The 25131-nt window shown below is 63.1% G+C and carries 21 protein-coding genes and 1 pseudogene; 10 read left to right on the top strand and 12 right to left on the bottom strand.

The window, feature by feature from the left end; genetic code table 11:
- The first annotated feature begins 2 nt into the window (after nucleotides 1-2).
- The gene (locus AC1VWL_RS01895) at nucleotides 3-890 is read left to right on the top strand and encodes a DMT family transporter (RefSeq protein ID WP_482985550.1); all 888 of its coding nucleotides are present in this window, start codon (nucleotides 3-5) and stop codon (nucleotides 888-890) included.
- 17 nt (nucleotides 891-907) lie between these two features.
- Here the strand turns inward: AC1VWL_RS01895 and AC1VWL_RS01890 are convergent, their stop codons facing one another.
- Together AC1VWL_RS01890 and AC1VWL_RS01885 are read right to left on the bottom strand one after the other, a co-directional pair.
- Complete coding sequence (locus tag AC1VWL_RS01890) at nucleotides 908-1627, bottom strand: LrgB family protein (RefSeq protein ID WP_296250633.1); 720 nt, start codon at nucleotides 1625-1627, stop codon at nucleotides 908-910.
- Nucleotides 1617-2024 carry a CidA/LrgA family protein gene (locus AC1VWL_RS01885; RefSeq protein WP_296250635.1) on the bottom strand — a complete coding sequence of 136 codons (408 nt, stop codon included), beginning with the start codon at nucleotides 2022-2024 and terminating at the stop codon, nucleotides 1617-1619. Before AC1VWL_RS01885 ends, AC1VWL_RS01890 begins: the two co-directional genes overlap by 11 nt.
- Nucleotides 2025-2106: 82 nt before the next feature.
- Here AC1VWL_RS01885 and AC1VWL_RS01880 point away from each other — a divergent pair, with 82 nt between their 5' ends.
- Nucleotides 2107-2994 (top strand): LysR family transcriptional regulator, encoded by an 888-nt coding sequence (locus tag AC1VWL_RS01880; RefSeq protein ID WP_482985526.1) that lies wholly within the window; start codon nucleotides 2107-2109, stop codon nucleotides 2992-2994.
- A gap of 3 nt (nucleotides 2995-2997) precedes the next feature.
- Here the strand turns inward: AC1VWL_RS01880 and AC1VWL_RS01875 are convergent, their stop codons facing one another.
- Nucleotides 2998-5058, bottom strand: a complete 2061-nt coding sequence (locus AC1VWL_RS01875; RefSeq protein WP_482985525.1) for a putative bifunctional diguanylate cyclase/phosphodiesterase — start codon at nucleotides 5056-5058, stop codon at nucleotides 2998-3000.
- 832 nt (nucleotides 5059-5890) lie between these two features.
- Here AC1VWL_RS01875 and AC1VWL_RS01870 point away from each other — a divergent pair.
- From AC1VWL_RS01870 to AC1VWL_RS01845, 6 genes and pseudogenes are all read left to right on the top strand, one after another.
- Nucleotides 5891-6055, top strand: coding sequence for a hypothetical protein (locus AC1VWL_RS01870; protein WP_482985524.1), 165 nt, complete (start codon nucleotides 5891-5893; stop codon nucleotides 6053-6055).
- A 252-nt stretch (nucleotides 6056-6307) separates the two neighbouring features.
- Nucleotides 6308-6850 (top strand): fimbrial protein, encoded by a 543-nt coding sequence (locus tag AC1VWL_RS01865; protein ID WP_482985523.1) that lies wholly within the window; start codon nucleotides 6308-6310, stop codon nucleotides 6848-6850.
- 9 nt (nucleotides 6851-6859) lie between these two features.
- Entirely contained in the window at nucleotides 6860-7660 is an 801-nt protein-coding gene (locus tag AC1VWL_RS01860; RefSeq protein WP_482985522.1) for a fimbrial biogenesis chaperone, read from the top strand.
- Between the two features lie 73 nt (nucleotides 7661-7733).
- Nucleotides 7734-10313 (top strand): fimbria/pilus outer membrane usher protein, encoded by a 2580-nt coding sequence (locus AC1VWL_RS01855; RefSeq protein ID WP_482985521.1) that lies wholly within the window; start codon nucleotides 7734-7736, stop codon nucleotides 10311-10313.
- Nucleotides 10310-11362 carry a fimbrial protein gene (locus tag AC1VWL_RS01850; protein WP_482985520.1) on the top strand — a complete coding sequence of 351 codons (1053 nt, stop codon included), beginning with the start codon at nucleotides 10310-10312 and terminating at the stop codon, nucleotides 11360-11362. Before AC1VWL_RS01855 ends, AC1VWL_RS01850 begins: the two co-directional genes overlap by 4 nt.
- Nucleotides 11363-11454: 92 nt before the next feature.
- Nucleotides 11455-11568 (top strand): annotated as a pseudogene (locus AC1VWL_RS01845) (IS5/IS1182 family transposase); the annotation flags it as partial.
- 183 nt (nucleotides 11569-11751) lie between these two features.
- Here the strand turns inward: AC1VWL_RS01845 and AC1VWL_RS01840 are convergent.
- Entirely contained in the window at nucleotides 11752-12195 is a 444-nt protein-coding gene (locus tag AC1VWL_RS01840) for a helix-turn-helix domain-containing protein (RefSeq protein ID WP_482985519.1), read from the bottom strand.
- A gap of 78 nt (nucleotides 12196-12273) precedes the next feature.
- Between AC1VWL_RS01840 and AC1VWL_RS01835 the strand changes: the two genes are divergently transcribed.
- Complete coding sequence (locus AC1VWL_RS01835; protein ID WP_482985518.1) at nucleotides 12274-12765, top strand: DUF2938 domain-containing protein; 492 nt, start codon at nucleotides 12274-12276, stop codon at nucleotides 12763-12765.
- Nucleotide 12766: 1 nt separating this feature from the next.
- On the top strand, nucleotides 12767-13570 hold the full coding sequence (locus tag AC1VWL_RS01830) for a class I SAM-dependent methyltransferase (protein ID WP_482985517.1): 804 nt from the start codon (nucleotides 12767-12769) through the stop codon (nucleotides 13568-13570).
- A gap of 278 nt (nucleotides 13571-13848) precedes the next feature.
- On the opposite strand, the gene guaA is transcribed toward AC1VWL_RS01830, so the two are convergent.
- The 8 genes from guaA to AC1VWL_RS01790 all read right to left on the bottom strand — a co-directional run bounded on the left by guaA (nucleotide 13849) and on the right by AC1VWL_RS01790 (nucleotide 25096).
- Nucleotides 13849-15414, bottom strand: a complete 1566-nt coding sequence (gene guaA / locus AC1VWL_RS01825; protein WP_482985516.1) for a glutamine-hydrolyzing GMP synthase — start codon at nucleotides 15412-15414, stop codon at nucleotides 13849-13851.
- A 104-nt stretch (nucleotides 15415-15518) separates the two neighbouring features.
- Nucleotides 15519-16976, bottom strand: coding sequence for an IMP dehydrogenase (guaB, locus tag AC1VWL_RS01820; protein WP_482985515.1), 1458 nt, complete (start codon nucleotides 16974-16976; stop codon nucleotides 15519-15521).
- Between the two features lie 356 nt (nucleotides 16977-17332).
- On the bottom strand, nucleotides 17333-18232 hold the full coding sequence (gene folD / locus AC1VWL_RS01815) for a bifunctional methylenetetrahydrofolate dehydrogenase/methenyltetrahydrofolate cyclohydrolase FolD (RefSeq protein WP_482985514.1): 900 nt from the start codon (nucleotides 18230-18232) through the stop codon (nucleotides 17333-17335).
- 62 nt (nucleotides 18233-18294) lie between these two features.
- Nucleotides 18295-20154, bottom strand: coding sequence for a monovalent cation:proton antiporter-2 (CPA2) family protein (locus AC1VWL_RS01810; RefSeq protein WP_482985513.1), 1860 nt, complete (start codon nucleotides 20152-20154; stop codon nucleotides 18295-18297).
- 80 nt (nucleotides 20155-20234) lie between these two features.
- The gene (moeB, locus tag AC1VWL_RS01805) at nucleotides 20235-21392 is read right to left on the bottom strand and encodes a molybdopterin-synthase adenylyltransferase MoeB (RefSeq protein ID WP_482985512.1); all 1158 of its coding nucleotides are present in this window, start codon (nucleotides 21390-21392) and stop codon (nucleotides 20235-20237) included.
- Between the two features lie 453 nt (nucleotides 21393-21845).
- On the bottom strand, nucleotides 21846-23246 hold the full coding sequence (der, locus tag AC1VWL_RS01800) for a ribosome biogenesis GTPase Der (RefSeq protein ID WP_481614893.1): 1401 nt from the start codon (nucleotides 23244-23246) through the stop codon (nucleotides 21846-21848).
- A gap of 12 nt (nucleotides 23247-23258) precedes the next feature.
- Nucleotides 23259-24455: an outer membrane protein assembly factor BamB gene (bamB, locus tag AC1VWL_RS01795; RefSeq protein WP_482985511.1), complete on the bottom strand. Its 1197-nt coding sequence runs from the start codon at nucleotides 24453-24455 to the stop codon at nucleotides 23259-23261.
- Nucleotides 24455-25096: a YfgM family protein gene (locus AC1VWL_RS01790; protein WP_481614891.1), complete on the bottom strand. Its 642-nt coding sequence runs from the start codon at nucleotides 25094-25096 to the stop codon at nucleotides 24455-24457. The genes bamB and AC1VWL_RS01790 overlap by 1 nt, the downstream gene beginning before the upstream one ends.
- Nucleotides 25097-25131: the final 35 nt, after the last annotated feature.

The following is a 25131-nucleotide window of genomic DNA, read 5'->3' as shown; positions in this document are numbered from 1 at the left end:
CAATGCGCGCTGCCGTGCTGATGTTCGGCAGCGCCATGGCTTTCGGCCTGATGGCCATCGCCATCCGCCTGGCAACCGCCTACGTTCCCACACAGGAAGTGGCGTTCTTCCGCAACAGTTTCGGCCTGCTGGCGCTGTTGCCGATGCTGCTGCGGCCGGGCCACGCGCCGTTGCGCACCCAGCAATTGCCGCGCTACTTCCTGCGCAGCGCGATTGGCCTTGCCTCGATGTTGTGTGGCTTCTGGGCCATCGGCCACCTGCCGCTGTCGCAGGCCATCTCCCTGTCCTACTCCACGCCGTTGTTTGTCACCATCGCCGCCGTGCTGTGGCTGGGTGAGAAGGTCCGCTTCCGCCGCTGGGCGGCGGTGATTGTCGGCTTCATCGGGGTGTTGGTGATCGTCCGTCCAGGCGCCCACAGCTTCGAACTCGGCAGCCTGATCGCGGTGCTGGCCGCCGTGCTCAGCGCGCTGGTCGCGATCCAGATCAAGCAGCTCACCCGCGTCGACAGCCCGGATACCGTGGTGTTCTACACCTATGTGTTCTGGGTGCCGCTGTCGTTGATTCCGGCATTGTTCGTCTGGGTCTGGCCCAGCGGTATCGCCTGGCTGTGGCTGGTGGCGACCGGCGTGATGGGCACACTGGGCCAGTTGCTGTGGACCCGCGCGCTCAAGCTGGGCGAAGTTTCTGCTCTGACCCCGATCAGCTTCACCCAGCTGCCCTTGGTGGTAGTCATGGGCTGGCTGTTGTTCGGTGAAACACTGGACCGCTGGACCGTGATCGGCGCCCTGATCATCCTCGGTGCCAACGCTTACATCGCCCACCGCGAAGCGGTACTGGCGCGTCGGCAAGACACCCTGCAGAACGCCCGGGCCGGCGACACTCCGGCCTGACTTGAGCCCAGCCGTCGTCAGCGCTGCAGCAGCATCACCAGCAAGGGCGCGACGGCCACGTTCAACACACCGGCCATCACCATCACCAGCCCGGCGATTGCCCCCTCGCTCTCGCCCAGCTCGCGCGCCTTGGCCACGCCCATGCCGTGCGCACCCATGCCAAACAGTGCACCACGCGCCATCGCACTGCGCACCGGCAGCAGCTTGAGCAGCGCCTGCCCGCACAGCGAACCGCAGACGCCGGTGATGATCACGAACACCGCAGTCAGCCCTGGGATGCCACCGATGCGCCCGGATACGTCCATCGCAAACGGTGTGGTGACCGAGCGCGGCGCCAGGCTCAGGCGCAGCTCCGGCGACAGGTGCAGAGCCGTGGCCATCGCCCACGCAGCGACGATCGCCACCCCGCTACCGACCAACACACCTGCACCCAGCACCTTCCAATGCCGCGCAATCAACGCCCGCTGCTGATGGATGGGCACCGCGAACGCAACCGTCGCCGGCCCCAGCATTGCCACCAGCCAATGCGTGCCACGCAGGTAGTCGTGGTAGTTGGCGTGCAGCACCAACGCAAGACCCAGCAGGACCAATGGCGCAGTGATCAACGGTGACGCCCACGCCTTGCCGCTGCGCAGATACAACTGCTTGGCCAGCAGGTAGACCGCCACCGTCAGCACGGCCCAGAACACCGGCCACAGCAATTGCCCCGGTTGTTGGATCAGCGCCTCAAGCTTCATGGCGCAGGCTCCACCGCAGCAACAGTTCGACGGTCACCGCCGTGCTTGCCATCACCAGCAAGGTGCCGGCCACCACCACCAGCAACAGTTTCAGTCCAAGCCAACCCAACATCTGCCGGTTATCGAGCAGGATCATCGCCGCCGGCACGAAGAACAACAGCATTTCCGCCAGCAGCCACTGCGCACCACGCGCGAACGAGCGCGGCGACAACCAGCGCATCGCGAAGGCCAGCAGCAGCACCAACAAGCCAACGATGCCGGCGGGTACCGGCACGCCCAGGCGCTGCATCAGCGCCTGCGCCAGCAGCCAGATCACCACCAGCACGCCGATCTGCAAGCCGGCGCTACGGCGCAACCCACGTCGCAGTCCGAGTTGGCCGCGACGCAATGACGACATCAAGGTTTCCATTCCTCCTATGTACGCCGGGCTTATCTATAAATAAAATGAATTGATTGCATCCACGGGATTCCATTTAAGAATGGATATCAGGCAGCTACGCATGTTGGTGGAAGTGGTCCGCCATGACGGTTTTTCAGCGGCCGCCGAAGCGGTATTCGCGACCCAGCCAACCATCAGCAAGGCCATCCGCCAGTTGGAGGATGAGCTGGGTGAAGTGCTGCTGCAGCGCTCCCGCAACGGGGTACGGCTTACCCCGGCCGGGCAGATCGTCTACCGCCGCGCCCTGGCCCTGCTCGGTGAGCGCGAAGACATGTTGCGCGAACTGGAAGAACTGCGCGATCTGCAGCGTGGCGAACTGCACCTGGGCCTGGCCTCGCTGGGCAGCGACATCCTGTTCGCGCCGGTGTTTGCACGCTTCCGCCAGCTCCATCCGCAGATCGAGTTGCGTGTACTCGAACGCGGCAGCGAGGCACTTGAGGAAAGCCTGCGCGCCGGCGAGATCGAGCTGGCCGCCAGCCTGCTGCCGGTCGCCGATGACCTCGACTGGCAACCGGTGCGCACCGAACCGCTGGTCGCGCTGCTGCCGCGCCAGCACCCATTGGCGGGCTCGGCCACCCTGCAACTGCAGGATCTGGCAGAGGTGCCTTTTGTGCTGTTCGAGAAGGGCTTCCTGCTGAACCGCCACATCATCCAGGCCTGCCAGGTTCGCGGCTTCAGCCCGCGCGAAGTCACCCGCAGCGGCCAACCGGACTTCATCGTCGCGCTGGTCGCGGCGGGTCTGGGCGTGGCCCTGCTGCCACGCATGATCGCCAACGCCCGCCCGCGTGCGGACGTCGTGATCGTGCCGCTGGATGAGCCGGAGCTGGACTGGAAAATGGTGCTGGCCTGGCGTCGCGGCGGCTATCTGTCTGCCGCCGCGCAGGCCTGGCTGCGGCTGGTGGAGGCGCAGCACGGCCAGGCCGATTGATACTTACGCCGTCGACAGCTTCGGCGCCCCCTGCAGGCGCTGCGCCACCTGCGCAGCGTCGACCGCACGGTCATACAGGAAACCCTGGCCAATCCGGTAACCGGCCTCGATCAGGATCTGCCGCTGGCTGGCGTTCTCCACCCCCTCGGCAACCAGATCAAGGCGCAAGCTCGGCCCAAGCTTGCCGACCGCTTCGACTATCGCGCGGATCGATGGCTCGGCCACCATGCGGGCGACGAAGCTGCGATCGATCTTGAGCACATCAATCGGGTAGTCGCGCAGGTGCGCCAATGAGGAATGCCCGGTACCAAAATCGTCCAGTGCGATCCGCATGCCGGCGTCCTTCAACAGACCCAGCGCACGGGCGACGAAAGCTGAGCCACGATCGGTCAGTACCTGCTCGGTGATCTCCAGCTCGATCAACACCGGGTCGACGGCAAACCGCTGCAGTTTCTCCAGCAGGATCTCGGCAAAGTCGTCACGGAGGAACTCCACCGGCGCCGCATTGATTGCGATCGGCAACACCTGCAGGCCCTGCGCCTGCCACGCACGGATATCCGCCAGTACCTGCAGATGCATGGCCTCGGCCAGACGGGAAGCGAGCTCATAGTCGCGAAACGCTTCATCAAGCTGGCAGTCTTCGCCGATGCCCTTGTCTTCGACGCAAGGCCAACGCAGCAACGCCTCGTAACCGACGACGCGACCATCCTGCAGGTTCACCTTCGGCTGGTAATGCGGCACCACGCCACCGTCGCGTACCAACTGGCGCGCCATCAACCGCTGATTCGCCGCCTCCTCGGCGATGGCCATCAACCGCCGACTGTACAAACGCACGCCACCGCGCCCGTTGGCCTTGAGATCATTCAACGCGGTGTCGGCTGCTTTCAACAGTTCCGCCGGATCACTGGCATCGCGTGGATACATGGCGCAGCCGATACTCATCCCGGTATTGATCACCTGCCCGGCAAAGGTCACCGAGCTTTCCGCCAGCAAGCTGATGCCTTCGGCAACCTGCAGCAACTCGGCCTCACCGGTAATGTGTTCCAGCACCACCGCAAACTCATCGCCACCCAGGCGCGTGACCAGGGTCGTGTCGGAAACGTGCGCCGCAACCCGCCTGGCCAGCACCCGCAGCAGGTGATCGCCAGCCGAATGCCCCAACGTGTCGTTGACGTGCTTGAAGTGATCCAGGTCGATGATCATCAACCCAAGGGTTCCATTGCACTCACGCTGGCGCTGCAAGCTCAGCCGCAGCCTGCGATTGAACGAGCGCCGATTTGGCAAGCCGGTCAACTCATCGATTTCGCAGGCGATCCGCAGCCGCCGTTCGGCGTGCTGCTGTCGGCTGACATCACGCGAGACACACAGGATGCCGTTCACCTGTCCTTGCCCGTCAAACATCGGGGTGAGGACGTTGTCCCAGAACTGCGTAAGCGCGCCTTCGCTGCCGGTCTGGCCCGCAAAGCGCGCCGCCCGCCCACCCGCGGCCTGCGCCAATGCTCGCCGTCCCTTGTTGCGAAAAGCCGCAGGCAACAGATCGGCCCACTGCATTCCGAACCTGCGCTCGTCCTGCGGCAGCCCGAACGCCACGCAGCCGGAGCGATTCATGTGCCGCACCGTGCCGTCGCTGTTTATCACCTGGATGCAGTCCATGCTGGCATCCAGCATCCGGTCCTGCAGATCCAGGCTCTGCTCCAGAGAATGACGCAGGCGACGCCTGGCACTGATATCCGTCATTGTCACCGCCTGCAACGGAACCTCCGCTGCGGGGCTCCCCAGGCGCACCTCGAACCAGTGTTCGATGCCGGCCTCATCCTGCAGACGACATTCAAATGCGGGCGCATGCCCATGCAGCAGGAACTCGCGCCAGCCCGCTATCGCCAGCGCACGCTCATCGGCATGCACACGCTCAAGCCAATCACGTGAACTTCCCAGCGCCGCATCATTGCCGAAGAACTCACGCCAACGCAGATTGGCCTGCACGGGCACGCCATCGTGAACCATCGCAGCCATCTGCGGCAACGCGTCCAACACTGCCTGCAACTGCACATACAAATCCGTCAATCTCCCCCTCCCTGGTGACGGTTCAACAGCCTCGTCCCAAAGCATTGCACTTCCCCCTGATGCATTGCCTCCACCGATCACGCAGCACCATCATGCAGTACAGCAGGCGTGGTTGAAGTGAAAACCGTGTGTACGCCGTGATGAAGGAAAACGATTACATCGAAGTGACAGATCGCAATCGCAGCCCTCATTCCAGGGGTGGTCGGATACAGCGGACAGTTACGCTCCCGAGATCACAATTCGGCCCGCCGCCGCCCTGGCAGCGAGAGGACAGCTGACAATCGTACGGTTAGTGCGTAAAGCATCGCCCAACCACAACATGGCGGATGAGACCACTTCCGAGCGATGTGTTCATTCCAGAAGACGCCCGCCGCAGCGCCTGTTCATTTCAAACCAGGACCACACTGCGCTCAGGTCTGTTTCACGTTTTCGAGCCTGTCATGACTTGTGCGGCTGGCCGCATTCCCCCTTCAAACAGGGATAGTCGAAGCGATTCCAGGTGCGGTCCCGAAGCAGATCAGCGCAAGCCCTCCGCAGCGTCATCACTTATCGCCGTCCACGCTCTGGGAAATACCTACAGCCTGGATCAGCCGAGAAACATAATATTTTCGGCTCGGTTCGAAGCTTCAGGGCATATCAGCATCATCAATCACAAGCGTTCAATGCACGGCCGGAGAGTCCACTGTCAGCTTCGCTGGCAGCTCCAGGCCCGGCAGATAGCACCCCCCCAAACCACAGCGAAACACTCCGCCAACGCGCGACGCCCGTGCTCGCACACACCGTGCATGCGCTCTGAGCAGCATGCACCACGCAAACCAGATTCCATCGTGAGTTGACGATCAACTCCGCGCAGCCGCTGTTCAACCTGCTGACGTTCCGCCTGCAGAAACTCCACCACGTCGCCACCACCGCGACAGCACGGGTATCTCGGTGCGCGTTGCGCAGCCCCGGCAGCAGCGAAGTCGCCACCGGCACCGGCGTTTTCTCCACCGCATAGTTGTTTCACCACCGCGCTTGCTCGCAGCACCTGGAGTAAGTCCCTCCCAACCACTCATGCAGAAATTCGCATGACCCAACCACCGCGCCTGCGTCAGCGGCGTGCAGGTACTGGCAGCACCGTGTGGCAGTCCTAATCCCGCGTCACTTTGATCATTCATCAACTACGCCGCAGGCATCACAGCGGTCAAGAAGGACGCCGTCGCAGACATACAAACGGCGTTGATACCCCCTCATCAAACAGGAGAGCCAAATGAATTCCACTTACAGCAAGATCGCCACCACCACCGCACTGGCACTGTCCTGCCTGATGGCAACGGCAGCGCAGGCAGCATCGGGCTCGATCACCTTCAAGGGTGAGATCGTGCAGTCCACCTGTGACGTCACTACGGCAAGCATCGACCAGACCGTCACCATCGGCAAGTATCCGACCTCCTTGTTCAAGAAGATCGGCGATGTCTCTGCCCCCAAGAGCTTCAGCATCGGTCTGCAGAACTGCGCCGCCGGCACCTACACCCTGCGCTTTGATGGCATTGCTCCCCCGGGCCATCCGGAGTTGCTGGCGGTCAGTACCGCCACTGGCGTCGGTATCGAAATCCTCGACAACACCGACAAGGTCTTCCCGATCAATCAGGACATCAAGGACCCTGCCGTCGTTTCCGTCGTCACCACCGATCCCTCCGGCAACGACGGTACCGCCACGGTCAACCTGAAGGCACGCTACAAGTCCTTCGCAGACACTGTGGGCGCAGGCGCGGCTGACGCAAGTTCAACGTTCTCCATCGAGTACCGCTAAGCAGACCCAGTGCTGTCGGAAACGCCCGACAGCACTGTTGCCCACTTGTCCTTCTTGGTAGCAAACAGCCTTCCAATGTACTCATACACCCTCCCGCTCCATCGTCATGCCCTGACCCTGCTGGCAGGACTGCTGCTCGTCATTGCCGGCGGCCTTCAAACCGCATCCGCTGCGGTGCACGTGGAGACCACCCGCGTCATCTACAACGGCAGCAATGCATCGGCTGCGCTTGCCCTGACAAATCGCAGCACGCTGCCCTACATGGTGCAAGCATGGATCGACGACGGCGAAACCATGTCTGAGGGCAAAACCCTGCCGCTGCTGTTGACCCCGCCGTTGATGCAGTTGTCTGCAGGCGAACAGGCCGTGCTCCGTGCGATCTATTCGGGTAACGGCCTGCCGCAGGACAGAGAGTCGCTTTTTTGGATCAATGTGCAGGAAATACCACCGCGCACTGAAGCCAGCAACGTACTGCAGGTTGCCATCCGCACCCGTATCAAGCTGTTCTATCGCCCTGCCGCAATCGAAACCAGTCTGGACGAAACAGCGCGTGCGCTGCAATGGCGCCTGGTGGACAACCAGCTGCAGGTGACAAACCCCGGCCCCCTGCATATCACCTTTGCCGACCTGCAAGGCAAGCCAACGGCGGGGCCCGACAAGAAAGTCGATCTGGACATGCTTGCACCAGGCCAGTCGACCAGCATTCCTGCCGCAGCGCTTGATCTGGGCCACAGCAGCCGGCTGCGCTTCTCCTACATCGATGACTTCGGCGGCACGACCGAGCTTGCAGACGTCATCTTGACGCGCTGACGCCCCGTCAGAGAGCCCAACCATGCTTCGCATATTCCGCGCCCCCCTGCGAAGGGACAGTCTTGTCCCTCGATTGGCACCGCTCGCCGTCGCACTCAACACCCTGGGTATGGGCAATGCGGCAGCGGCATCGCAATTCAACCTCGACTTCCTGCGCGGTGCGCAGAGTGAAGACGATGTTGCAATGCTGTCCAACCCGGGCTCGGTGTTGCCCGGCACGTACCTGTTCTCGGTCTATCTCAATGGCGACGAAATCGCGCGCGAAGACATTCCGTTCGAACGCATGCCCAACGGCGAGGTCCAGCCCTGCCTGTCGAGCGCAGACCTGCACTCCTGGAACATCCGCGTACCCAGCCACGATAAGCCGACAGACGCGCAGTCCCACTGTGAAGCGGTACCAGCCCTGCTCCCCGGAAGCAGGCTCAGCTACAACGGCAACCAGCAGCGACTGGACCTGCAAGTACCGCAGGTCCATCTGCGTATCCTGCCGCGCGGCTATATCCGCCGGTCGCTGCGCGACCAAGGCATCAATGCCCTGTTGCTCGAATACGCCATCAACGGTTCACACGACCGGCAGGACCATGCCGGCGCGAGCAACTACCTGTTCGCATCGATCAACAGCGGACTGAACCTGGGCATGTGGCGCGTGCGCCATAGTGCAAACCTCAATCGCAGCGCTATCGGCAGCACGCAATGGCGCTCCCGGAGTCTACGCGCCGAGACCGACCTTGGCTCTCAACGCAGCAGGCTGCTCCTCGGCGACACCTATACGGCGTACGGCATTTTCGACAGCGTGCGTTTCCGTGGCGCAAGGCTCGCCAACGATGACGACATGCTCGCCTTCAGCCAGCGCAGCTACGCACCGGTTGTACGCGGCATGGCGGCAAACGGTGGCCGCGTCGAGGTACGACAGGATGGCCACCTTATCCACACCATCAACGTTGCGCCCGGTCCGTTCGAGATCAAGGACATCGTTCCCAACCGCATGAGTGGGCAGCTGGAAGTGTCGGTGGTTGCTGCTGATGGTTCGGTACAACGCCACCGACAGGCATTCTCCGCCGTTGAGACGATGCTCCGACCAGGCCTGACCCACTATGAAGTCAGCGCAGGCAACCTGCGCAACGGTCAGGAACACTACCAGCCTGGGTTTGTCCAGGCAACGCTCGCGCGCGGCCTGCGCTCGAGTGCAACGCCTTACGGCGGAGTACTGCTGGCCGAGAACTACCAATCCATCGCCTTGGGCGTGGCGTATGACCTGGGCAGTTTCGGCTCTGCATCGATCGACATCAGTCATGCCGGCACGCAACTTGCCGCCGGTGGCAGCCGCAGCGGCCAGAGCTATCGCTTCCTCTACTCCAAGTCCTTGAACACGCATGGCACCGAGTTCCGCCTTGTCGGCCACCGTTACTCAACGTCGGGCTACTACGACTTCAGCGATGCCGCCAACGAGCGCGAGCAATGGCGCAATGACCATTACGAACGCTGGGAGCAGGATCCGGACAACGGCGACAGCCCCTCGCTTGGCACGCCAGATGCGCATCCACCTGCACGGCAACTGATAACCAGTACGCGATACCAGAACAAGCGCAACCACCTTGAGGTCGCCGTGGAGCAACGCATTCTTGACGACTATTCGCTCAACCTCAGCTACAACAGCCAGAACTACTGGGGATCAGACACAAACGAGCGCAATCTTCACCTGGGCTTCAACGGTCGCCTGGGCACGTCCAGCTACAGCCTCTATTTTCGTGACACGCGCAGCCGTCATGGTCGCAGTGACCGCAGTCTCGGACTGTCGGTCACCGTCCCGCTTGGCCGCATGCGCGACGTGCGCGCCAATGCCAGCACAACCTATGGGCACTCCCTTCGCACAGGCGCGAACTACCAGACCGGGATCAACGGCACGGCCCTGCATGACGAGATGCTCAGATACGGCTTCAACCTTGGACGCTCCGATCGCGGCAGCTCCACTGCGCTGAATGCTGCCTACACCGGCAGCAAGGGGGACCTCAGCTTTGGCGCCACCCGGGCCCACAGCTACCGACAGATCAACTGGGGTGCCAGTGGTGCCTTGGTAGTCCATGGTGGAGGCCTTACGTTGACGCAGTCGTTGCAGTCGAGCAACGTACTCGTGCACGCCACCGACGGTGTCGGCATCAGCCTGGAGAACCAGGCCGGAATCCGCTTGGACCGCCGCGGCTATGGCGTCATCTCTGGCATGGCCGCCTATCGCAACAACCGCGTGGCCTTGCGTAGCGACCAGCTCGGCGGCGACATCGATGCCAGCAGGATCAACGGAACGGTGATACCAACGCGCGGCGCATTGGTGCGCATGCGTTTCGATACGCGCCGCGGCAGCAACCTGATGATCCACTCCCTGCTCAGCAACGGCAAGCGCATACCGATGGGCGCTGGCGTGTTCGACAAAGGAGGACAAAAGCGCGGCGTGGCCGGCCCCGACGGCGCATTGTTCGTCAGTGGCGTGCGTCCAGACGACAGCCTGTTGGTGCGTTGGGGGCAGGAAACCTACCAGGCATGCGAGCTGCACCTGGCCTCGCTGCACCTACCTGTCACCCCCAGTCAAAAGCAGGGCTACCGCCATGTGGACCTGCAATGCAGCCAATCGGCAGTGCAACCCCGAGAGCGACCATGACCTATCTGATTCGAAATCTGTCCCTGCTGCTGATGCTGCTCGTGCCGCAGGCCGCGGCGGCAATGTCCTGCAAGGAGTCACTTTCCGGGACCGTGCACCAGCAGATAAACCTGCAAAACGACATCACCATTTCGCGAAATGATGCCCTGCGTGGCAGGCTGTTGTGGCGCTCGGAGCAATACAGCATCAGCTTGCACTGCCTGGACGCGCGGTCCACGCCCGAAGGTGAGCATGCTTACATTTACTGGGACCCAGATAACTCCATCGCCCAGATCCATCCTTCCATCGAGGTTGGGGTGACCATCGGCAACACCGACTACCGCATCAGCGGCAGTTCGGCACGAATACTGCTTGGCGCAGCCACCCGGCCACCGGCAAACCGCCCCAACTGCAGGAAAGACTGGAACCCCTCCAAGGCAGCACGATGCATCCCCCCCATGCACATGGGCATCACGTTCTCGATTTACATCAAGGCAACCGGCGTCCCACCACCAGCCAGTGGCGTGATCGACAGCAACCGTACCTACGATCTGTTCCAGGTCGACGGTGACGGCGGCTTGAACGCCACTCCCCACTCCACCTATCGCGCGGGAATAGGTGGCCTGGCCCACATCCGCTTCGTCGCCTGCAATCCGGAGATCCGGATCATGGGCAACGCAGGCAGCACCATCGATTTCGGAAAAATCGTCAGATCCACCATCCATCTTGGCGAAACCAACAAGATGACCTTCTGGATCATGGTCGACATGACCCATGCAAATGCCGGCAACCAGTGCAGCCAGCATATGTTGATGGCGACCTTCGATACGGCAAACAAGGTATATGAGGGCATCGTCATCATGCCGCGCAGCAACGACAACTTTGGCATCGTGCTGTCTGACCCCAAGAGTACCGAACGCTATATACAGATGAAGAAATCCATTCCCCTCGGCACGACAAACAGCGGCATGACACTCCACGAGTTTCAGGCCGCCATGTTCTGGATGGATGAGAAGCCGGCGTTGGGTCCCTTCGCGGCAACGGCCACGGTGAACGTCACTTTCCGGTGATGTCTGGCCACGCTTGAGGCGTCAACGAGCTATCGGCCAGTCCCACAGGACCCGAACCCGCTGTCCGACCATGCCGGGATGTTTACTCTTGCAAAGGGAAATGGAAGCGCAAGAAGCACGGCACCGAACGCTGGCGGCAGTGGCGCAAGGTGCACGTTGCTATTGACGCGCAAGCACTGGAGACTAAAGCCGTCGAAGTCACCGATACGCATACCTGCGGTCCGCGAGAGCCAAATGGGTGCGGGTTGGCGCCGGTGATGCCCTTCGTGTTCTCCACGTGGATCGGCCTATCCCTGAGCCGTGGCGGCGGCGACACGGCTTCGCCATCGACAACCAACCGCAGCCACTACGGTCCCCCGCAGACCAACCTCACTTCGATCAGCACCAGCTCAGGTGCCAACTCGGGCACCACCCTTGCCCGGCTTCAAGCCGGTTACCTCCGGCTTCAACCGCCCAGCGGCAGCCGCCTTGAGCAAGCGCCGGAAAGTCGGGCATTCGGCGTGGTTCACCGCAGGGCATGCTGCTGCATGACGCAGACCCTGGCTCATCGCCCGCAAGCGCTTTACGGTTGCATCGATCTCGTCGGCCTTGGCCAGCAGCAGCGTCCGATCAACCTGCGGGGCTCCGTGCGGCGACAGCATGGCCTGGATCTCATCCAGCGACAGCCCGCCGGCCTGACCCAAGGCAATCAGAGCCAATTGGTCCAGTACGTCAGCCGCAAAGTGCCGCCGCCCACCCGCACCGCGATTTGCCACGATCAGGCCCTTGTTTTCGTAGAACCGCAACGTTGAGGACGGAAGCCCCGTTCGCCTGGCGACTTCGGCGATGTCCATCGCAGACCCTTGACTTGAAGTTGACTTCAACTTTTAGCATGTCTCGGGAGACAGATGGGTCATTGCAGAGGAACCGACATGACGTGGATGGATGTACTGCGGATGGTAGTGGTTGGAATCGGGGCAACCATCGTGATGGATGCCTGGACCCAGACCCTCAAACGGCTGGGCGCGGCCACACTCGACTACGCACTGCTCGGGCGCTGGGCCGGGCACCTGCGCGCGGGCACCGTCGCCCACGCCAACATCAGACATGCGGCGACAATACCCGGTGAGCGACTGCTTGGCTGGGTCATCCACTACGCCGTTGGCATCGCTTTCGCAGCCTTGCTGTTGGCGACTCAAGGCCCGTCCTGGCTGCATCGCCCCACCTTGCTACCCGCCTTGGCCGTAGGCGCAGCGACCGTAGCGGCACCGCTATTGGTGATGCAGCCTGCGATGGGTGCAGGGTTCATGGCATCGAAGACGCCAACGCCGCTGCAGAACTGCCTGCGCAGCCTGGCCACGCATACCGTGTTCGGACTGGGGCTGTATCTTTCGGCTACGCTGATGATGTTCTTTGAGACCTGATATGACGACCAACGAAATCCGCTTTCGCGATGGCGCTGCGTATGAGCGCTACATGGGTGCATGGAGCCAGCTTGCCGGCGAAGTATTCCTCGATTGGCTAGCCCCAGCTCCACAGCAGCAATGGTTGGATGTGGGCTGTGGCAACGGCGCTTTCACCCAGATGATCTCCGAACGCAGCGCGCCGGCGTCGCTGCACGGTGTGGATCCATCCCGCGAACAGCTCGCCTATGCGCAAGCCCAACCAGCGCTGCAGGCAGCAGTGTTTGAACAAGGTGATGCGATGGCCCTGCCCTGCCCGGCTTCTGCCTTCGATATCGCCGTGATGCCGCTGGTGATTTTCTTTGTCCCGGAGCCCGCTCGCGGTGTGGCTGAAATGGCACGCGTGGTTCGTCCGGGCGGCAGCGTCGCCGCGTACGCCTGGGACATGCCGGGTGGCGGATTCCCCTATGAGATGTTGCTGGCAGAGATGCGCGGGCTTGGCCATACCGTTCCGTCGCCACCCAGCCCTGAAGCATCGCGAATCGAGGTATTGCAGCAGTTGTGGAGCGACGCGGGCCTGGAAGCGATTGAAACCCGCGAAATCGACGTGTCCCGCACCTTCGCCGACTTCGAGGATTTCTGGTCCACGGCGCTCGGTGCGCCCAGCGTCGGCTCGACGCTCGCGGCAATGACCGCCGAGGAGCGCGCCTTGCTGAAGGCTCGGATCAGCGTCCGCCTGGCAGCGGACACTGAAGGACGCATCACTTGCCATGCTCGCGCCAATGCCGTGAAGGGTCGAGTGCCGGACCAGACTTGCCCAGGGTGACGCAATTCCCGCATCGCGCTCAATGCAGCTGTCCTCAGGCAAAGCGCTGGCCTGTGGGAGCGGCGTAAGCCGCGAAGCTGACGCTGTTCGAGCTCTCCGGGCACCCGTGCCATCTTGATGATGTAGGTGCTTCGCGGCTTACGCCGCTCCCACAAAAGAAAAATCCGATGCCAGAGGTCTGGCATCGGATTCCGGGTTGCTCATTGAACAGCACTACGCGCTACACGGGCGTTTGACTTGCTAGCGCCAGTTGCTACCGCGCCGTATCAGATACCCGATCACTCCCACTCGATCGTCGCAGGCGGCTTGCCGGAGATGTCGTAGACCACGCGCGAGACGCCACGCAGTTCATTGATGATGCGGTTGGAGACGCGGCCGAGGAAGTCGTACGGCAGGTGCGCCCAATGCGCGGTCATGAAGTCGATGGTCTCCACTGCACGCAGTGCAATCACCCACTCATAGGCACGTGCATCGCCAACCACGCCCACCGACTTGACCGGCAGGAACACGGCGAAGGCCTGGCTGGTCTTGTCGTACAGATCGGCGGCACGCAGTTCCTCGATGAAGATCGCATCGGCCTTGCCCAGCAGTTCAGCGTATTCGCGCTTCACTTCGCCGAGGATGCGCACGCCCAGGCCCGGACCCGGGAACGGATGACGATAGACCATCGCGCGCGGCAGGCCGAGTTCGACGCCGAGGCGACGCACTTCGTCCTTGAACAGCTCACGCAGCGGCTCGACCAGCTTGAGCTTCATGTCTTCCGGCAGGCCGCCCACGTTGTGATGGCTCTTGATGACGTGGGCCTTGCCGGTCTTGCTGCCGGCCGACTCGATCACGTCCGGATAGATCGTGCCCTGCGCCAGCCACTTGGCGTTGCTGAGCTTGTTCGACTCTTCATCGAAGATCTCGACGAACAGGTTACCGATGATCTTGCGCTTGGCTTCCGGATCGCTGACGCCTTCCAGTGCCTTGAAGTAACGGTCGGCGGCATTCACGCGCACGACCTTGACGCCCATGTTCTCGGCCATCATCTGCATGACCTGGTCGCCTTCCTGGAAGCGCAGCAGGCCGGTGTCGACGAACACGCAGGTCAGCTGGGTGCCGATGGCCTTGTGCAGCAGCGCTGCGACCACCGAGGAATCAACGCCACCGGACAGGCCGAGGATCACTTCATCGCCGCCAACCTGCTCACGCACGCGGGCGATCTGGTCGTCGATGATGTTGGCCGCGGTCCACAGCGTGGCGCAGCCGCAGATATCGGTGACGAAGCGCTTCAGCAGCGCCGAGCCCTGCTTGGTATGGGTCACTTCCGGGTGGAACTGCACGCCGTACCAACGCTTGTCTTCGTTGGCCATCGCGGCCACCGGGATGCGGTCGGTAACGGCGGTGATGGCGAAGCCCGGCGGCACATGGGTGACGTGGTCGCCGTGGCTCATCCACACGTCCAGGCGCGGCTCGCCATTGTGGTCGGACAGGCCGCCCAGCAGTGCGTCGTTGCCGAGCAGCTTCACTTCGGCGTGGCCGAACTCGCGCTGGTCAGCGGCTTCGGTGCCGCCGCCCAACTGCTTGGCCATGGTCTGCAGGCCGTAGCAGATGCCCAGCAGCGGAAGGCCGCTGTCGAACACTTCCTGCGGCGCGGCCGGCGCACCGGGCAGCGTGGTGGTTTCCGGGCCGCCGGACAGGATGATGCCCTTGGCACCAAAGGCGGCGATCTCGGCCGGATCGTGGTCCCATGCCCAGATTTCGCAGTAGACGCCGAACTCGCGGATGCGGCGCGCGATCAGCTGCGTGTACTGTGCGCCGAAATCGAGGATGAGGATCTTGTCGTTATGGATGTTGGTCATAAAGCCCGGCAAGTGATCAATGAAAACGGGAGTCGATGCAAAACGAATGGCGGATAGAGAAAGAGGAACGGGACCAGGTCCACGTTCCTCTTCTGCTTACCGCATCAAGCGCGGTAGTTCGGCGGCTCTTTGGTGATCTGCACGTCGTGGACGTGGCTCTCACGTTGGCCGGCACCGCTGATCTTGACGAAGTTCGGCTTGGTGCGCATTTCTTCGATGGTGGCGCAGCCCACATAGCCCATGGTCGCGCGCAGGCCACCGATAAGCTGGTGGATGATGCCGCCAACCGGGCCGCGATACGGCACACGGCCTTCGATGCCTTCCGGCACCAGCTTGTCGGCGGTAGCGGCGTCCTGGAAGTAGCGGTCCTTGGACCCCTTCTCCATCGCGGCCAGCGAACCCATGCCACGGTAGCTCTTGTAGGAGCGGCCCTGGAACAGTTCGGTTTCGCCCGGCGATTCCTCGGTACCTGCGAGCAGGCCGCCGATCATCACCGTCGACGCACCGGCGGCCAGCGCCTTGCCGATGTCACCGGAGTAACGGATGCCACCGTCGGCGATCAGCGGGATGCGATCCTGCAGCGCCTCGGCAACCAGGTCGATCGCGGTGACCTGCGGCACGCCAACACCAGCGACAACGCGCGTGGTGCAGATCGAGCCCGGGCCGATACCGACCTTGACCGCATCGGCGCCACAATCCAGCAATGCCAGAGCAGCGTCGCCGGTGCAGATGTTGCCGCCGATGACCTGTACGTTCGGGAAGTTCTTCTTCACCCAGCGCACGCGGTCCAGCACGCCCTGCGAGTGGCCGTGCGCGGTATCCACCACCAGCACGTCCACGCCGGCGGCGACCAGCGCCTCGACGCGGCGGTCGGTGTCACCACCAACGCCGACCGCAGCACCAACCAGCAGGCGCGTTGCGGCGTCCTTGGCAGCGTTGGGGTTGTCGCTCTTCTTCTGGATGTCCTTGACCGTGATCAGGCCGCGCAGTTCGAACGCGTCGTTGACCACCAGGACTTTCTCGATGCGGTTCTTGTGCAGCAGCGACAGCACTTCGTCCGAGGCCGCGCCTTCCTTCACCGTGACCAGGCGATCCTTCTTGGTCATGATGTGGCGGACCGGATCGTCCAGCTCGGTCTCGAAGCGCATGTCACGGTGGGTGACGATGCCGGCCAGCAGGCCATCGCTGCCAACCACCGGCACGCCGGAGATGTTGTGCGCCTGGGTCAGGGCCAACACGTCACGGATGGTGGTTTCCGGACCAACGGTGATCGGGTCGCGGATGACGCCGGACTCGAACTTCTTGACCTTGGCCACTTCGGCAGCTTGCTGCTCGACGGTCAGGTTCTTGTGCAGGATGCCAATGCCGCCGATCTGGGCCATGGCAATGGCCAAGCGGGCTTCAGTGACGGTATCCATGGCGGCCGAGACAATCGGCAACTTCAACCGCAGGTCGCGCGTCAGCCGCGTGCCAAGGTCAACGTCCTTAGGCAGAACGATGGAGTGAGCGGGGACGAGGGAAACGTCATCGTACGTTAGTGCTTCAGCCTGGATGCGCAGCATCGGCGTGCCCGGTAGATGTGGGGAAGCGCGACATTTTACCCTTATTTGCCGGCCGATGTCAGGGGGCAAGTGCGACGCAGTGTCGCGCTGGCGGGGAGGTGTTCAGGGATCCGGGGCGCCCTGTAGTGGGGGGGCCGGGGCGGGGTCGTGGCTGGGGTCGCGGACCCCCACCGCCCGCGCGCGGGCCGCGCCAAATGCCCGCCCGCACAGGCGCGCCCGCGGCCGGCGGCGGCTGGCTCCCTCCGCTCCCCCCCCCCCCCCCGCCCCGCCCCCCCCCACTACCTGCCCCCCCCCTTCGGCCCCCCCTGGGGGGGGGCCGGGGAGGGGTAGCTTTAAAGCTCAAAAGTTCTAAAGCCTTAGAACTTCAAACCCTCGGCGCTGGCCTCGGCCGCCTCGATCGTGTTCTGCATCAGCGTGGCCACCGTCATCGGGCCAACGCCACCCGGCACCGGGGTGATCCAGCTGGCGCGCTGCGCTGCCGCTTCAAAACCGACGTCACCGACCAGTCGACCATCTTCCAGGCGGTTGATGCCGACATCGATCACCACCGCGCCCGGCTTCACCCATTCACCCGGGATCAGCTGCGGAATGCCTACTGCGACGACCAGGATGTCGGCGTTGCGCACTGCCTGCTCCAGCACGTCCTTGGGGGTGAACTTGTGGCAGCTGGTCACCGTGCAACCGGCTATCAGCAGCTCCAGCCCCATCGGCCGACCGACATGGTTGCTGACACCAACGATGGTGGCATTGCGGCCACGCACCGGTTGATCGGTATGCCCGAGCAGCGTGGTGATGCCACGCGGCGTGCACGGGCGCAGGCCGAACTCGCGCAGCACCAGGTGGCCCACGTTCTGCGGGTGGAAACCATCCACGTCCTTGCGCGGGTCGATGCGCTGGATCAGGCGGTTGGCATCGGGGATGCCCGGCAGCGGCAGCTGGATCAGGATGCCGTGGATCTTGGGATCAGCGTTGAGCTGATCGATCAGCTCCAGCAACTGGGCCTCACTGGTGCCTTCCGGCAGATCGTAGTCGAAGGCTTCGATACCGACCTTCTCGGCCGCGCGACGCTTGTTGCGCACGTACACCGAAGACGCCGGGTCACCACCCACCAGCACCACTGCCAGGCCGGGCCGGGCACCGCCAGCTGCCAGGCGGGCGTCGACGCGCACCTTCAAATCGTCGAGCAGTTCCTCGGCGATGCGGCGGCCATCAAGGATGCGGGAGGTCTGCGTGGAGGCGTCGGCGAGGACAGTCATGGGGCATGGCGGTGAACACGGGGGCAGCTATTGTCCCTGATTCCGGCCACCGCCACACCTTGTCATGGCCCTGTCGCCCCGCCTGAATCGGCGGCGGCCGCCTCCCCTGCCCCGGCAATGGCGTCAGGATTGAGCGGACGCGCTTCACGCCGCGGGGTCGTGAACGGCGTCGGCGTCGGTGCACCGGGCGTATTGCGGTACATCAGCCCGGTATCAGCCTGCAGCCCGCCGCCGGCCATTTCCAGCTCGAAGCGCTCGGCGTCACGGCGGCGGATCTCGCGCGCAACCACGTCGGCTTCGTCTTCGTCCACGCCCAGTTGCATCAGTGCCGCGCGCCCGAATTCCACCGCCGATTCGAATGTTTCGCGGATCTGGAAATCCACCCCGGCGTGTATCAACGACAGCGAATGCTCACGGTCGAACGAGCGCACCAGCAGCTTGGCCAGCGGGAACTCATGACGCACCAGCTCGACGATGCGATCCGCGGCAGCACGATCATCGACGCAGACCGCAATCGCGCGTGCGGTTTCGGCACCGGAGGCGCGCAGCACGTCCAATCGCGTGCCATCGCCGTAATAGATCTTGAACCCGAATCGGGTGGCGCTGCGGATCATGTCGATATCGTTGTCGATGATGGTGACGTCCACATCGCGCGCCAGCAGCGATTGGCTGGACACCTGGCCGAAGCGCCCGAAGCCGATCACCAGCACGCTCCCCGTGAGCCCGTCAGCCGCATCCACATCGTCGACGGAGACCTGTCCTTCCTTTACCAGCAACCGATACACCAGCATGCACAGCGGCGTCAGTGCCATCGACAACACCACCACCGCGGTGAGGTTGGCATTGACCTTGGCATCGATCACGCCGGTAGTCGCGGCGGCGGCAAACAACACGAAGGCGAACTCGCCGCCCTGCGCCATCAGCACGCCGCGATCCAGCGCCTGCCGATGATCACTGCCCATCACCCGCGCCACGCCGTAAATGCAGATTGCCTTGGCCAGCATCATTGCCGGCACCAGCAACGCGATCACCTTCCAGTTGGCCGCCACCACCGACAGATCCAGGGCCATGCCCACGCTGAGGAAGAACAGGCCAAGCAGGATGCCGCGGAACGGCTCGATATCCGCTTCGATCTGATGCCGGAAGGTGGATTCGGACAGCAGCACGCCGGCCAGGAACGCACCCATCGCCATCGACAGCCCACCGAGCTGCATCAACAGCGCCGCCCCCAATACCACCAGCAACGCTGCCGCTGTCATCACTTCGCGCGCCTTGGCGGCAGCAAGGATGCGGAACAAGGGATTGAGCAGATAGCGCCCGACCAGCACCAGGCCAACAATGGCGCCGGCGCCAATGGCGATGCTCGCCCAACGCGAACCTTCGTGCGCCCCGATCTGCGCCGGTGCCATCCACGCCACCACCGCAAGCAGCGGCACGATCAGCAGGTCTTCAAACAACAGGATGGAAACAATCTTCTGCCCGGATGGCAGGGTCAGGTCACCACGCTCACCCAACAGCTGCATCACCACCGCGGTGGAGGTCAGCACAAAACCAGCGGCGGCAATGAAGGCGATCTGCGGGCGGTAGCCGAACAGGATCGCGACGCCGGTCAGCACCAGCGCACAGGTCACGATCTGCGCCGTACCCAGGCCAAAGATCTCGCCGCGCAGGCTCCAAAGATGTGACGGCCGCATTTCCAGGCCGATCACGAACAGGAACATCACCACGCCCAACTCGGCCACATGCAGGATGGCCTGCGGATCGGAGAACCAGCCGAAGCCGAACGGGCCGATGGCCAGGCCAGCGACGAAGTACCCCAGCACCGAGCCCAGGCCGAGGCGCCTGAACAAGGGCACAGCCACCACCGCAGCGCCCAACAGGGCAACTACCTTTACCAATTCCTGCGAGGATTCCGCTGCCATGCCACATCACCTTGTAATCGTCCAGGTGAACGATAAAGCAAAAAAGCTGCAGAACCGATCAGCGCCTACGGCATTTCACCTCATGGCGAATGCGAACAGAACGCTGCGTAGTCGATATATCCGGGGAATGGCGCGTCTGGGGCACACAACGGACAGGCCGGGTCGGCAAGCACGCGGGTTTCGCGGAAGCGCATCTGCAGGGCATCGAAACGCAGCAGACGCCCGGTCAACGGTTCGCCGATATCCAGCAGCAGCTTCAACACCTCGGTCGCCTGCATCATCCCCGCCAGCCCCGGCAACACGCCCAGCACGCCGGCCTCGGAACAGTTGGGCGCGAATTCAGGCGGTGGCGGCTCCGGGAACAGGCAGCGGTAGCACGGTGCGACACCGCGCTGGCGACCCGCGTCGAACACACTGACCTGCCCATCGAAGCGTTCGATCGCGGCGTAGACCAAGGGCTTGGCGTGCTTGATGCAGGCATCGTTGAGCAGGTAGCGCAGCGGGAAGTTGTCAGAGCCATCCAGCACCACGTCCACATCCTGCAACAAGGCATCGATGTTGGCCGAGGTGACGCGCTCAGCGACCGCCTCCACCTCGATGCGCGGGTTCAGCGCCAACAGCCGCTGCCGCGCGGAATCCACCTTGGCCGTGCCCAAGGCGGATTCGGTATGGATGATCTGCCGCTGCAGGTTGCTGCGCTCGACCACGTCGTCATCGACAATCCGCAGCCTGCCTACCCCCGCTGCAGCCAGGTAGAACGCTGCCGGCGCACCCAAGCCACCTGCACCAAGCACCAGCACCCGGGATTGCTGCAAGCGGCGTTGGCCAGCTTCGCCCACCTGCGGCAGCAGCAAGTGCCGCGAGTAACGGTCGTAGAAATCGCGCTCACCGGCATCCAGCATCGGCTGAACCAAGGGCAGACCTGCTGTCCGCCAGGCGACAGTGCCGCCACTTACCGAAGCCAGATTGGTGTAGCCGGCGTCCTGCAGCGCCTGCACGGCGTCCGCCGAGCGCTTGCCGCTTTGGCAGATCAGCAGGATTTCGCGGTCGGGGGCTGGCAGGTGCGACGCAGGACTGGCCAGCAGCGCTGCCTTAGCGACGCCGATGGCACCTTCGGCCATGCCACCTGCCCGCTCGTGCGCCTCGCGCACGTCGATCAGCAATGCACCATCTGCGTGGCGGAGACAGGCCTGTTCGGGGGTCAGTTCGCGGATGCTCATGGCTGGATTATCGGTCAAACGGGAAAGAAGAGAGAAATCGGCTTTTTGGCTTTTTTTGACTTTTTAGCTCGTCATTCCCGCGCAGGCGGGAATCGCTCTTGCTTGGGATCTTGCTTGGGATCTTGCTAAAGCCCTTGCTTGAGCACCTTGCCCCCCTGCCGGGCCCCTACCATCCCAATTGCCTCCACGCCACTTCAAAGGCAAGAGCAGGAGCGATTCCCGCCTACGCGGGAATGACGAGTCACTACCAGTGAGGAGCCATAGCCACGACCGCGGCCAGGGCCAGATCAAGGGCCAAAGCAAACTCCAAGGCCAGAGCGATTCCCGCCTACGCGGGAATGACGAAATCATTTATTGGGAACCTCGCCCGTACCGAACGCACTCCCACTCAATGCATCAAAAACAAAAGCGGCCTTTCGGCCGCTTTCGTCTACACCACTCAGTAGGCTTGAACCGCGTTCCGGGCCTGAATCACTTCCTGCCCTTGACGTGCTTCATCAGACGCCGCTTGGCCTTGACCTGGCGATCCGTCAGCACATTCTTCTTGCCTTCGTACGGGTTGGCACCCTCACGGAACAGGAAGGTCACAGGCGTACCCACCAGCTTGAAGCGCTTGCGGAAGAAGTTCTCCAGATAGCGCTTATACGAATCCGGCAGTTCCTTCAGGCGCGTACCATGCACGATGAAGGTCGGCGGATTGCTGCCACCCGGATGCACATAACGCAGCTTGGAGACGTGACCACGGATGCTCGGCGGCGGGTTGGTCTCATAGGCGATTTCCAGCGCCTTGTTGACCTCGGCCGTGCTGAACTCGTGCGTCGCCGAGGCATGTGCACGGTGAATCGCCTTGAACAACTCGCGCAGGCCCGAACCATGCAGCGCGGAAATCCGCACGTTCTCGGCCCACGGCACGAAGCCCAGCTTAAGCGACAACAGGGTTTCAGCTTGCTGCTTGTCGTACTCGCTCAAGCCGTCCCACTTGTTGATCGCAATGACCAGGGCACGGCCGGCATCCAGCACCGCACCCAGCACGCTGGCGTCCTGATCGGTCACGCCTTCGTGGGCGTCCAGCATCAGCACCGCCACCTGGCACTGCTCGATCGAGCGCAGCGTTTTGACCACGCTGAACTTTTCCACCACTTCGTCCACGCGCGACTTGCGACGCAGGCCGGCGGTGTCGATCAAGCGGTACAGCTGATCGTCGCGCTCCAGATCCACCGCGATCGAATCGCGGGTGGTGCCGGGCACTTCCGAGGCGATCATCCGCTCCTCACCGAGGATGCGGTTCACCAACGTCGACTTGCCCACATTGGGGCGGCCAACGAAGGCGATGCGGATGCGGTTCGGATCGTTGTCCAGGGTCTCGGCCGTGCCTTCTTCCGGCAAGCGACCAACAACCTCTTCAACCAGATCATCGATACCCTGCCGGTGCGCGGCAGAGACAGTCAGCATCTCGCTGAAGCCATAGCGGGAGAACTCCGAACGAACGGCATGTTCGTCCGTACCGTCGATCTTGTTGATCAACAGCAAGGTAGGCCGCGCAAGCTTGCGCAGCCAAGACAGGATCTCGTCATCCAGGGCCGACGTGCCATCACGCGCGTCAACAACAAATACGATCAGATCCGCCTCACCGGCGGCGGCTCGGGCTTGGCGCGCAGTGGCGCCAGCCAGCCCTTCCTCTTCACCGGCGATACCACCGGTATCGACGATCAGGAAGGGATTGTCCTCATCTAGACGGCAAACACCGTAGTTGCGATCGCGGGTAACACCCGGCTGGTCATGCACCAGCGCATCGCGCGTACGGGTCAACAGATTGAAAATGGTGGACTTACCGACGTTCGGTCGTCCAACCAGGGCGACCAAAGGCAGCATCGCTATGACTCCTTATTGGGCCAACCGGAATGCGGTCAGCTTTCCATCAACGTTCTGCACCAGCAGGATGCCGTCAGCGACGACCGGCTGCGCCAGCAGAGCATCACCACCGCTCTTCTCACGCGCTGCCAGTTCGCCATCGCTCAACCGCAGCCAATGCAGATATCCCTTGTAGTCCCCCACCACGGCATAGTCACCCTGGATGGCGGCACCGGTCAGCGAGCGGCGCGCCAGCGCCTGCTGTGACCACATTGCCGAGCCGGAGGTCTTGTCCAGCCCGTACACCACACCCTTGCCATCGGTGACCACGACATTGCCCGAGGACACCGCAACACCACCGCCACCGCCGTGGTCACGCGACCACATCGGGCGACCGGTCGGGCCTTCAATGGCCATGGTCTCGTTCTTGAAGCTGGTCACAAACAGCGTATTGCCTTCCAGCACCGGCGCACCATCGATGTCAGCCATGCGTTCCAGCTCGGTACGGCCTTCCGGCGTACCCACCATCTGTTCCCACAACGGGCGACCATCCTGCATCGCCAGCGCGGCGAGAGTACCGTCGTCGTTGCCGATGAACAGCACGCCCGGGCCGGTCACCACCGGCGCGTTGCCACGCACGGTCAAGGACGGCAATTCCTGCGAGTTGAACCAGCGCTGTTCGCCGGTGGCAGCGTCCAGCGCGGTGGTGCGGCCGTCATTGCTGCGCACGAACACCAGGCCCTGGGCCACGGCCGGCGCGGCGATCACTTCACCGGTGACCTTGGACTTCCACTTTTCGCTGCCATTGGCCGCGTCCAGCGCAATTACCTGCCCGTCCAGCGTGCCGATCACCACCAGGCCGTCACCAACGCCCGGGCCACCGGAAAGACGCAGCTTGGGCTTCTTCTTTTCCTTGGCCGGGCTGTATTCCCAGACTTGCTTGCCGGTCTGCAGGTCGAGCGCGTGAACGCCCCCCTGCACCGCCGCCGCGTATACGCGGCCGTCAGCCACGATCGGCGCCTGGCGCAGGCCGATACGGCCCTCGCCCTTGCCGACGTTCGCCGACCAGATCTTGTCGACCTTGACGCTGGCCTCGAACTTGGTCAGCTCAGCAGGCTCCAGCGCCTTCTTGGCCTCCGCGTCCTTGCCCGCGAACCAACCCTTGACCGTCGAACAACCGGTCAATGCCACTGCCATCAAGGCAACGCCTGCAACTTGCTTGAACTTCATCAATTCTTCTCCGCTGCAGGATCAGCCACGGTGCCGCCGGCGTCCATCAATTTGGTTTCCAGCAAGCGGCGCTGCGGTGCAGCCACGTCCAGCTTGGCCAGCGCTTGGGTGTACAGCTCGCGCGCTTCATCACGCTTGTTCTGCGCCATCAGGGCGTCAGCACGGATCTCCAGACCCGCGCTGTCGTCAGCCTTGCCCAGCAGGGTCGCTGCGTCCTGTGGCTTACCGGTTTCAATCAACAGGCGCGCAATGCGCTGGTCGATCAAGGCCTTGAACTCACCCTCGGTCTTGAGCGCACGCAGGGTCTTGATCGCGTCCTCGTACTTGCCCGCCTCGACCTGGGCCTTGGCCAGTTCCAGCGATGCCAGGTCAGCATAGATGCTGGCCTTGCCACCACCCAACGCCGCAACCTCCTTGGCCGCCTCGTCCAGATTCTTGGACTGCAGGCTGCGAGAGACGGCTTCGTAACGGACGTTGGCCTCGGCAAGCTTGCCGACCTGCTCTTTCTGCCACCACTGCCAACCGGCAATAGCACCAATGCCGAGAACTACTCCGCCGATAATCCCGGCGCCATTCTTGCGCAGCCACGTGCGGACACGTTCGCTTTGTTCGTGCTCGTCGAGCAGGTCGTCAATCGCCATGCGTACTCTCGCTCACCCTGGCGGGGAGCCTTGTT

This window comes from Stenotrophomonas sp. STEN063 (assembly GCF_056854515.1).
The sequence above is the reverse complement of the archived record's forward strand: the minus strand, read 5'-3'. Positions and strand labels throughout refer to the sequence as shown.

What these genes read in the sequence shown, in the direction of transcription:
- AC1VWL_RS01810 (WP_482985513.1), bottom strand. Translation starts at nt 20,154, where the DNA reads ATGGCAGCGGAATCCTCGCAGGAATTGGTAAAGGTAGTTGCCCTGTTG.
- AC1VWL_RS01840 (WP_482985519.1), bottom strand. Translation starts at nt 12,195, where the DNA reads ATGGACATCGCCGAAGTCGCCAGGCGAACGGGGCTTCCGTCCTCAACG.
- AC1VWL_RS01865 (WP_482985523.1), top strand. Translation starts at nt 6,308, where the DNA reads ATGAATTCCACTTACAGCAAGATCGCCACCACCACCGCACTGGCACTG.
- AC1VWL_RS01830 (WP_482985517.1), top strand. Translation starts at nt 12,767, where the DNA reads ATGACGACCAACGAAATCCGCTTTCGCGATGGCGCTGCGTATGAGCGC.
- AC1VWL_RS01895 (WP_482985550.1), top strand. Translation starts at nt 3, where the DNA reads ATGCGCGCTGCCGTGCTGATGTTCGGCAGCGCCATGGCTTTCGGCCTG.
- der (WP_481614893.1), bottom strand. Translation starts at nt 23,246, where the DNA reads ATGCTGCCTTTGGTCGCCCTGGTTGGACGACCGAACGTCGGTAAGTCC.
- folD (WP_482985514.1), bottom strand. Translation starts at nt 18,232, where the DNA reads ATGACTGTCCTCGCCGACGCCTCCACGCAGACCTCCCGCATCCTTGAT.
- AC1VWL_RS01790 (WP_481614891.1), bottom strand. Translation starts at nt 25,096, where the DNA reads ATGGCGATTGACGACCTGCTCGACGAGCACGAACAAAGCGAACGTGTC.
- AC1VWL_RS01885 (WP_296250635.1), bottom strand. Translation starts at nt 2,024, where the DNA reads ATGTCGTCATTGCGTCGCGGCCAACTCGGACTGCGACGTGGGTTGCGC.
- guaB (WP_482985515.1), bottom strand. Translation starts at nt 16,976, where the DNA reads ATGCTGCGCATCCAGGCTGAAGCACTAACGTACGATGACGTTTCCCTC.
- guaA (WP_482985516.1), bottom strand. Translation starts at nt 15,414, where the DNA reads ATGACCAACATCCATAACGACAAGATCCTCATCCTCGATTTCGGCGCA.
- AC1VWL_RS01880 (WP_482985526.1), top strand. Translation starts at nt 2,107, where the DNA reads ATGGATATCAGGCAGCTACGCATGTTGGTGGAAGTGGTCCGCCATGAC.
- AC1VWL_RS01835 (WP_482985518.1), top strand. Translation starts at nt 12,274, where the DNA reads ATGACGTGGATGGATGTACTGCGGATGGTAGTGGTTGGAATCGGGGCA.
- bamB (WP_482985511.1), bottom strand. Translation starts at nt 24,455, where the DNA reads ATGAAGTTCAAGCAAGTTGCAGGCGTTGCCTTGATGGCAGTGGCATTG.
- AC1VWL_RS01890 (WP_296250633.1), bottom strand. Translation starts at nt 1,627, where the DNA reads ATGAAGCTTGAGGCGCTGATCCAACAACCGGGGCAATTGCTGTGGCCG.
- AC1VWL_RS01850 (WP_482985520.1), top strand. Translation starts at nt 10,310, where the DNA reads ATGACCTATCTGATTCGAAATCTGTCCCTGCTGCTGATGCTGCTCGTG.